This window comes from Peribacillus sp. (genome assembly GCF_059453735.1).
This window is the reverse complement of record NZ_JAZVJO010000150.1, coordinates 1-9,132: the sequence shown is the minus strand read 5'-3', so window position 1 is coordinate 9,132 and position 9,132 is coordinate 1. Positions and strand designations below refer to the sequence as shown.

The following is a 9,132-nucleotide window of genomic DNA, read 5'->3' as shown; positions in this document are numbered from 1 at the left end:
CATTATTTACAATACTTTTTCCTATATAAGCCAATAGTTTCATAGGTACAAAGAATCAAAAAAGTTTTTTCGTCACACAAACTATTATCCTATGATAAGATATTTAATGGAAATAAAACCAATTAATTAGTTAAAACCCTTTATTTCCTAAAGAAAAAATTTGGAGGTTATTATGCAAAAAACTCTTTATGTATTGCTTGCTTTTAGTTTATTGTTTTCAGTTGCTCCGCTCCCCAGTTCGGTTCTGGCGAACGAAGCTGATCGTCAGACCACAGAAGCACCCACTCAAATGGATGTTTATTCAGACTCTGAAGGAAAAGAAATGTTACAAACTATTTCTAGTGAAATGGAATTCACGCTTCTTGAATCAGGGACAGAATTTTCAAAGATCAGCTTTTTAGATAATGAAAGCAACGAAACAATCGTTGGTTACCTTTCCAATCTAAACATCCATTCACTTACCACTCGTGAAAACACCGAAACAACGAACCCCTCACTGCCAATGGATGAGAAAATCGAAACACAGCAAAAGACCAGTTCTACACTAAGCTTAAAAAAGTCTACCCTAGCTGTGGCAACTGCAACGATTAAAGGTGTTGCATTGAATAGCCCAACTAATATCTACCAAACAAACAACACAAACTCAAATGTGTTAAAAAGCTATGCACAAGGTACTCTGCTTACATACTCAGAAAGCAGCCATTCTGATTTTTATCAGGCGACAGTATATGTCAACGGTGTCGCTGTAACCGGATATATTTATAAACATGATGTTGAACTTCCGGTCAGCAATCCACAAAACATTAAAGGCGTTGCTATAAAGAACCCTACGGTCATTTATGCGAAAGCGTCTGCAGAATCAAAAGGAATTAAAACTTATGCGCAAGGCTCTAACCTGACCTATAAACCCTATATAACCGGCTGGTATCAAGCGACCGTTTATATAAATAGTAAGACTGTAACCGGCTATATCGATGCAAAAGATGTAACGGTACCAACTTCATCTCCGATTGCACAAAAGGGGATTGGCTTAGCCGCACCCACTGCGGTTTATGCTAAAGCGTCTGAATCAGCAAAGATATTAAAAAAATACGTTCAAGGCTCTATCTTGAGTTATGAAACCTATATAACCGGCTGGAAAAAGGCAACAATCACTGTCAACGGGAAAAAGAATACAGGCTATATAAAGGAAGCAGACCTACAACCATTGCTGGCTGATAGAGGTGAAAGTAGCAAAGGGATTGGCCTTGTTCAACCTACAGCCATCTATGCGAAGGCTGCTGAAAGCTCGAAAGTCTTAAAAACATATGCACAAGGAACTGTATTACAATATAAAACGCTATCCGAAGACTGGAATGAAGTAACGGTTTACGTGAATGGAAAAGCAACAACAGGTTATCTTAAAACAAAGGACCTTGAAGACGCATGGTCTTCCAGCCAAATTCTAAAAGGATTCGCTTTAAAGAGTCCTACAAACATTTATTCAAAAGCAGCAGTTAGTTCTAAGGTTTTAAAAACCTATAAAATGCGGACCGTACTCAGCTACCGGGAGCTGTCTGCTAACTGGTTTGTATGTACGGTGACGGTTAATGGTAAAAAAGTGACCGGATATATCCACGCAAACGACGTCAAAGGCGTTTCTTATTATGACTTAACGATTGACCAAGCGGTTGCGATGCAAATGAAGGTTAACCCGCAAACTGATTCTTCTGGTTCTTGGAAAACAGCAACAGCGGTGCAAACGGAATATTATCTAAATCCAACGAACTTTTTACAAACAACTTCATCCTTTTATCAATTTCTTGACCTTTCCTCTGTTGCCGGAACGAATGCAAGTGAGTTAAACAGCACTGTTTTAAAAAACAAAGGAATTTTAAGCGGACAAGCTAGTTCGTTTATCTCAGCAGCAAAAACATATGGCATTAATGAAGTTTATTTAATTAGTCATGCATTGCTTGAAACAGGTCATGGAAATTCTGCTTTGGCAAATGGAATAGTGGTTTCAAGTGTGGACGGTAAAGCCGTAACACCTAAGAAGGTTTATAATATGTATGGCATTGGGGCTGTAGATAGATGCCCTCAACAATGTGGTTCCGAATACGCTTATACCGCAGGATGGTTTACCCCAGAAGCAGCGATTATCGGCGGCGCTCAATTTATCGGAGACGGCTATATCAATGCTGGACAAAATACCTTATACAAAATGCGCTGGAACCCTGAAAAAATGGTCGCTAATGGGTATGCCACGCATCAGTATGCATCAGATATCGGCTGGGCAGTGAAACAAACGGTACAGATTGCGAATATGTACAGTCAGTTGTCGAAATACAATTTAAATTTGGAAATACCAAATTACTTGACTAATAACTAACTAGATTCGATCCTCAGGCATTGAGCCTGAGGATATTTTTTCGACAATTCCTTCTATATTCTTGAATGCAAGCTAGAAACCAAGTAAACTGTAATAGTTATAGGAAGTTTTTTAAATTTTCATCCAGCAATGTAATTTTTTTACTGTTTATTTGTAAATAGAATGAGTTATAATGAAGTATTAACATATACTGTTAGCTACTTGTATATTCAACTGTCGAAATAGATGCCGCCTGGGATAGGGGTTCCACCATACATTACATCCATTTAAAATAGGATATACAGGAGGAAGAAGCATGAAAAAAGTAATCACATATGGTACTTTTGATTTATTGCACTGGGGCCATATAAATCTATTAAAGCGAGCTAAAGCCCTTGGCGATTACCTAGTAGTAGCCATCTCAACTGATGAATTTAATGACTTAAAAAATAAAAAAGCTTACCATAGTTTTGAAAACCGTAAAATGATCCTTGAAGCCATTCGCTACGTAGATGAAGTCATTCCCGAGAATACATGGGAACAGAAAAAAGATGATATTATTCGTGAGGGAATTGACATCTTTGTGATGGGTGATGATTGGGAAGGGAAGTTCGACGAACTAGCTGAGTATTGCGATGTTGTCTATCTTCCAAGAACAATTGGCATCTCAACAAGTATGATCAAAAAAGACCTGACTAAAGTTAAAGTTCAAAATGGCTAGAGAAATCGCCATCAGGCTTTATCTACGCACCTTTAGTATCCTTTTTTCCATCTTTAGCATCCTTCCATTAAAGTCAAAGGCTGTGTTTGTTACTTCCTTTGGCGACAATACACAATATATTTTAGATGAAATGGACAAGCAGGAGTTAACATGGAAACGAGTTATTTTACGAACGTCTACTAGTAAAATAAAAGTTAAAGACGATGGGCATACCATCGTCTTTAACTTTGAAACGAAGAATATCATCCATCTACTTCTCTCAATTTATCATCTGGCGACAGCAAAACGAATTATTGTTGATAATTACTTCGGCTTTTTAGCTGCTATCTCTTTCCGTCCAGGCGTTACCTGTACACAAATTTGGCACGCAGCTGGAGCCATTAAGAAATTCGGATTAACGGATCCTTCAATCGCGGAGCGGACACCTGCCGCTAAGCAGCGCTTCATAAAGGTCTATCAGATGTTTGATCATGTAGTGGTCGGCTCTGATGTAATGGCCGAGATTTTTAAAGAAAGCTTTGGTTTAAGCGATAAACACATCCTTACTACAGGGATTCCCAGAACCGATTTCTTCTTTAATCAGCCTGCGCTTACTGAAGCAAAGCGTATACTGACTAGCAAGTATCCCGAATGGGCTGATAAGAAAACGATTCTTTATGCACCTACATTCCGAAACCAGACCCTACATTCAGGAAAGATTGCGCTCGACATCGATTTGCTTTACCGCGAACTGAGTCAAAAAGGATATGTCTTGCTGCTAAAGCTTCACCCTGCCGTAACCGCAGATCTTGAACTCGAATCCGCTTATCCAGGGTTCGTACATAATTTATCTGACTACCCTGATATGAACGAACTGCTGCTGGCAGCCGATTGTCTCGTCACTGACTACTCATCCATTCCATTTGAATATTCTTTCCTTGGAAAACCCATGTATTTTTATGCTTATGACTTGGAAGAGTATCAGCAGGAGCGAGGCTTTTGGGAGGATTACATTACCTCCATGCCTGGCCCCGTTTCACGAACAACAAACGAACTAATTGAACACATTAAGCGAAACGGTCTTGATCAAAACCAATTAACTGCGTTTAATCAAAAATGGAATTACTATTCCACTGGCCAATCCAGCAAAAACCTCGTTGATTTTCTTTTTAACAATGAATGATTTCAGGCTGTCGAGAACCCTCGACAGCTTTTTATTATTCAGCCAGAGGAAGTTTTCATCCTCATCACCTTTGCATAGAAAATTCCTAGATTTGCACACTTTGTGGCTGTTTTTGCATGGTTTAAGCCTATTTACACAGCATGGTTGCCAAGATACCCAGACCCATAGGCTCAAAGATCGGTTTGTCTTTTAAAAATAGGGTATCTTTCTTTTATATCTTCAACTCACCTTTTGCACAGAAAATCCTTAGTTTTGCACACTTTTTGGCCGTTCCTGCACAGGTTTAAGCTCCATTTGCACAGAAATTCTTCTGTTTTGCACAGGTTTTCCTCTGTTCTGCACAGTATGGATGCCAAGATACCCAAGATAACCCAGATGCGCAGGCTCAAAGATTGGTTTGTCTTTTAAAAATTGGGTATCTTTCTTTTATGTCTTCAATTCGCCTTTTGCACAGGAAATCCTTAGTTTTGCACACTTTTTGGCTGTTTCTGCACAGGTTTAAGCTCCATTTGCACAGAAATTCTTCTGTTTTGCACAGGTTTTCCTCTGTTCTGCACAGTATGGATGCCGAGATACCCAAGATACCCCAGAAACACGGACTCAATTTAAATCAACAAACCCCGCAGACTTATATCTGCGGGGTATCTTTTCACTTTTTGTATCGTGGTACGTCGTATGTGATGGTGTAGCTGTCGAGTAATTTATAGAGTTCGATGTAGGACTTGGTTTGTTTGGATGCCCAGCCAATATCTGAGGCATATTGATGATAGGCTGTCCCATTGACGTCCATATAATCTGGATTCCATCTCATTTTATAAATGGTATCTTGTCCCGCATGGATATATTCCTCTGCAGCATAGCGAGCGCCTTCAATGATGGCTTTATCCGGGTTCGTCCATCCCTCATTGAATGCTCTCCGCGCTCCGCATTCCAATGCACAGGAGTCATAGGCACCGATTCCATACATATTATAAACTTTTTTTTCGTAGCTCTCGGCATCGTCCGGGAGGATTTCAATTTCCTTTTCAACCACCTGTTTGCCTTTTATATTTACAGTGGTAAATACGGGTTTCCCTTTACTATCTAATTTCGCCTTCACTTTTATGCCCTTCGAAAGTCTTGACGTCCCTCGTCCAGTTTCCAATGAGGAATGAGCTAGTAAATAGATTTCGTTAATGCCATATTTAAAGCCCGCCTTAATAAAAGCATCCGCCCGATTTTTTAAGATTCCTCGGTCAAATAAAATTTTCTGATTAATCTCAGCAGCATTTAATCCAGCAAAATCGGAGAGCTTTACGAATTGATAATAATCTGCCGTTTCTGGATTCAGGTAGTGTTTGGTATCTGCAGATGATGCGTTCACCCAGCCAGTTTGAACCTTATACCACAGCTCCTTGTCTTCAGAAACTTTAAAGCCTGAAATTTTTACCTTCGTTTTCTTAGGTAAGCTGCCAAGTGTACGCGAGACTTGGCTTATTTCCGCTTTAATCACCGTCTTCTCTAGCATAACTCCACTATTGATATTTTTTGGATCGAGTTTGACACTGACCGCGGGAATATAGGCAGAATATTTTTTATCTGTCTGTGGGTTCACTTTCATCTGAGCTGCCAACGCTTCGTTAAGTGTTATTCCATAATTCGTGTAGGTAACCTGAGATTTTTTTTCCTTCTTATCAAGCTTGACAGATAGCTGTGCCGTCGCTTTTTTTTCATAATACTCGACCTTAATAATATGTATCCCTGCACTTAGAGCCATTTCTACATTGAACGTCTGCACATTATCCTTCCACTGATCTACTTTCTTTACACCATCCACATAAATGCGGATTCCATCATCGGCACCTCCGCTCAGCAGGTATGTGCCGCTTTCAGAAAGGCTCGTTCGCTTTTCAATGACAGCTGAAAATTCGTTAGCTGGAATGCTCGGGTCAGGTGAACCTGCTCCCCAGTTAACATCTAGTGTAGAAAACTGCTTCTTCACTGTTTTCCCCGTTACGTTCTGCTTACTATAAAATGTTGCGCCCCATTTTTCTAAAGGGGTGACTTTAGCAGCCTCTTTAATATTGACTTTAAGTTTCGCATTTTTCCCTATGTTATAATACTCAACTCTAATTGTATGATTTCCTTTTGTTAGCTTCACCTGCTTTTCAAAATTGCGCTCTCCAGCCTTCCACTCATTTATCTTTCGTTTTCCATCCACATAAATTCGAACTCCATCATCCGCTTTTCCCATTAGGACATAGGTACCTGTTTTAGAAACAGTCATTTTCTTTTCAAAAACCGCTGAGAACTTGCTGCTGGGAATCTTTTTAACTGGCGATTTTGTTCCCCAAGAAAAATTTATCGAGCTAACGGTGCTGCTCACCTTCGCACCCTTAAAATTCACCGTTGGATAATACACTGCCCGCCAATTTTCACTAACCTGCGCTTTCGATTCAATCGAGTAACCAAACACCATTAATAAAGTAAACAACGACACTAGCAAACATTTTTTGATAACTTACTCACTCCTAATTCCTAGTTTCCTCCCATTATCTACTAAAATAGTCACTTTGTTAACCACTTTTTTACAATTAATTGGTTTTTTCGAGATAATTTGTGCCTAAAAACTAGGATATTAATAGGATTCAATTGTATGACGTGTTAAAATTAGACAATTACATAAAAGACTCCTACTCTCAGAATCTAATACTTATAAAAGGAGACCAATAATGAGACAATCCATTTTCTTAGCTGCCGCCCTTATGGTTGGAATATTGACTTTTTCACCCGTAGATTATACAGCCGCACAGTCCTCAACTGACAGTGTAAAACTCGCAAATGAACATTACGATAAAAACGAATTAATTATCCAATTTAAACAAAATACAAATGAAAAAACCAAGCAAGCACTAATCAAATCTATTTCCGCAGTGGAAGTATCGAAACTGACTGATCATCATTTCTCCTTACTGACTCTTCCTAAAGGGAGCACCCTAGAAGCTGCAGCCAAAAATTTGCTCTCCCACCCAGAAATTCTTTCTGTCGAGCCAAATTATAAACTAGCACATACCTATATCCCGAGTGATTCGGATTTTTCAAAGCAATGGTATTTAAAGAACCTAAACTTACCAGATACATGGGATTTGCCAAAAGGAAAAACGGTAATCAAAACGGCCGTTATCGATGGCGGTGTTCAAGTTAGTCATTTTGATTTAAAAGGGCAAATAACAAATCCGTTTAATGTCATTACTCGGAAAAAGACCCTTTTACCCAATGATCATGGCACACATATAGCGGGTATCATTGCAGCTGTTCAGGATAATGAAGGCACTAGCGGTATTGCGCCTTCCTCTAAAATCATTCCAGTCAATGTGTTTAGAGAGGAAGAAGCCGATATTTTTGATGTTGCTGAAGGAATTTATTATGCGATGGATGCTGGAGCAGATATTATCAATTTAAGTCTTACGACGGACGCCTATACCAACATTCTCGATGAAGCCGTCCAAGCTGCAGCTGCTCGGGGGATTGTCATCATAGCGGCAGCTGGGAATGAACATACAACAAAGCCTCGCTATCCAGCAGCCTTAAAAAATGTTCTAGGAATCAGCGCAACTGATAAGAATGATAAGCTCGCCTCTTTCTCTAATTACGGAAAATATATTGACTTTACGGCACCTGGAAAGGATATTTACTCGACTATTTCGGAAGACTCGTTTGCTACCATGAGCGGGACAAGCATGGCAAGCCCTATGGTGTCGGGGGTAACAGCACTGATTCTTGCTAAAAATCCTTTTTTAACACCATCTGAAGTGCTTACGATTTTAAAAGAGTCATCCACTGACCTTGGACCATCAGGGTGGGATCCGCAATTTGGAAATGGTAAAATCGATCCACACAAAGCATTGGTCAATACACCTGAATCAATGTCTAATCTTGAACTATCTGATAAATCATTCACGATAGAAGGATCGAATAAGCTAAACATCTCATTCACTCCTCCTAAGGACACGACCGTTTCACTTTATCTTGAAAACGCAAACGGACAAACGCTAAAGAAAATGCTCACTAATCAAGCATCGACCGGCGAACCCATATCCTATAACTGGGATGGAAAGCTTGACAATGGTTCCTATCAATCTTCCGGAGATGTCAAGCTTGTCATTAAGACTGCGAATGCCCGCCATTCCTTGTTTACTAAAAAGAACTTACAGGTGAATAATACACTTGTGCCCGAGCTGACTGTTTCTAAAACGAATTATCTCTATTCACCAAAAGCACAGGCTAAACTATCCATCCCTATCTTGTTGAATAAGGACGCCGTCATTAAAGCAGTAATCTTAGATAAGGCAGGTAATAAAGTACGAACCCTTCAAAAGAACAGACCTTTTACAGGCGGAGGCCATACTCTTGAATGGAATGGCACGAATTCCAGCAGAAGCCAGCTGAAAGATGGCAGCTATACGCTTAGTATCTCTCTAATAGACAGCGATGGCCGCGTCGGATCGAAAAAGGACATTCCAATTAAGCTGGATACAGTGCCTCCTACTGGATCGATTGTTAATTCCGATAACCGCTTTAAAACGACAGGAAAATCAAAAATAGAAAACACGATTACTGTTACTGAACCTGTTACTGGATCAGTCTCTATTATTGATAAAAACGGTAAAATCGTAGTCAGACTTTTAACTGACACTTCCTTTAAAGTTGGCCAATCAAGCGTGACTTGGAATGGTCAAACGAAAGACAAAAAAGCAGCCATTAACGGTGACTATCGTTTCAAGGTCATCTTAAGAGATAAAGCAGGCAATTCACGCATCATCAAGAGTCCTGCTTTTCAATTAGTAAACGCATAAAGAAGAGGTTTGGAATGGTTTCATTCTGAACCTCTTTTGCATTTTTCGGACCAAATAGGCCTGC

Annotated in this window: 5 protein-coding genes; 4 read left to right on the top strand and 1 reads right to left on the bottom strand. The window is 39.6% G+C overall.

Annotated features, from left to right (window positions below; genetic code table 11):
• Positions 1-172 precede the first annotated feature (172 nt).
• The 3 genes from AC52RT_RS05165 to AC52RT_RS05155 all read left to right on the top strand — a co-directional run bounded on the left by AC52RT_RS05165 (position 173) and on the right by AC52RT_RS05155 (position 4,233).
• A complete protein-coding gene (locus AC52RT_RS05165; RefSeq protein ID WP_495539763.1) occupies positions 173-2,371 on the top strand; it encodes an N-acetylglucosaminidase in 2,199 nt (732 codons plus the stop codon).
• Between the two features lie 295 nt (positions 2,372-2,666).
• Positions 2,667-3,071 carry a glycerol-3-phosphate cytidylyltransferase gene (gene tagD, locus AC52RT_RS05160; protein WP_495539762.1) on the top strand — a complete coding sequence of 135 codons (405 nt, stop codon included), beginning with the start codon at positions 2,667-2,669 and terminating at the stop codon, positions 3,069-3,071.
• Positions 3,064-4,233, top strand: coding sequence for a CDP-glycerol glycerophosphotransferase family protein (locus AC52RT_RS05155; RefSeq protein WP_495539761.1), 1,170 nt, complete (start codon positions 3,064-3,066; stop codon positions 4,231-4,233). The genes tagD and AC52RT_RS05155 overlap by 8 nt, the downstream gene beginning before the upstream one ends.
• A gap of 649 nt (positions 4,234-4,882) precedes the next feature.
• On the opposite strand, the gene AC52RT_RS05150 is transcribed toward AC52RT_RS05155, so the two are convergent.
• Positions 4,883-6,691 carry a PA14 domain-containing protein gene (locus AC52RT_RS05150; protein WP_495539760.1) on the bottom strand — a complete coding sequence of 603 codons (1,809 nt, stop codon included), beginning with the start codon at positions 6,689-6,691 and terminating at the stop codon, positions 4,883-4,885.
• Between the two features lie 253 nt (positions 6,692-6,944).
• Between AC52RT_RS05150 and AC52RT_RS05145 the strand changes: the two genes are divergently transcribed.
• A complete protein-coding gene (locus tag AC52RT_RS05145; RefSeq protein WP_495539759.1) occupies positions 6,945-9,068 on the top strand; it encodes a S8 family serine peptidase in 2,124 nt (707 codons plus the stop codon).
• The last annotated feature ends 64 nt before the right edge of the window (positions 9,069-9,132 follow it).

Excerpts from the sequence above, each read along its gene's own strand:
- AC52RT_RS05165 (WP_495539763.1), top strand. The coding sequence starts at position 173 with ATGCAAAAAACTCTTTATGTATTGCTTGCTTTTAGTTTATTGTTTTCA.
- tagD (WP_495539762.1), top strand. The coding sequence starts at position 2,667 with ATGAAAAAAGTAATCACATATGGTACTTTTGATTTATTGCACTGGGGC.
- AC52RT_RS05155 (WP_495539761.1), top strand. The coding sequence starts at position 3,064 with ATGGCTAGAGAAATCGCCATCAGGCTTTATCTACGCACCTTTAGTATC.
- AC52RT_RS05150 (WP_495539760.1), bottom strand. The coding sequence starts at position 6,691 with ATGGTGTTTGGTTACTCGATTGAATCGAAAGCGCAGGTTAGTGAAAAT.
- AC52RT_RS05145 (WP_495539759.1), top strand. The coding sequence starts at position 6,945 with ATGAGACAATCCATTTTCTTAGCTGCCGCCCTTATGGTTGGAATATTG.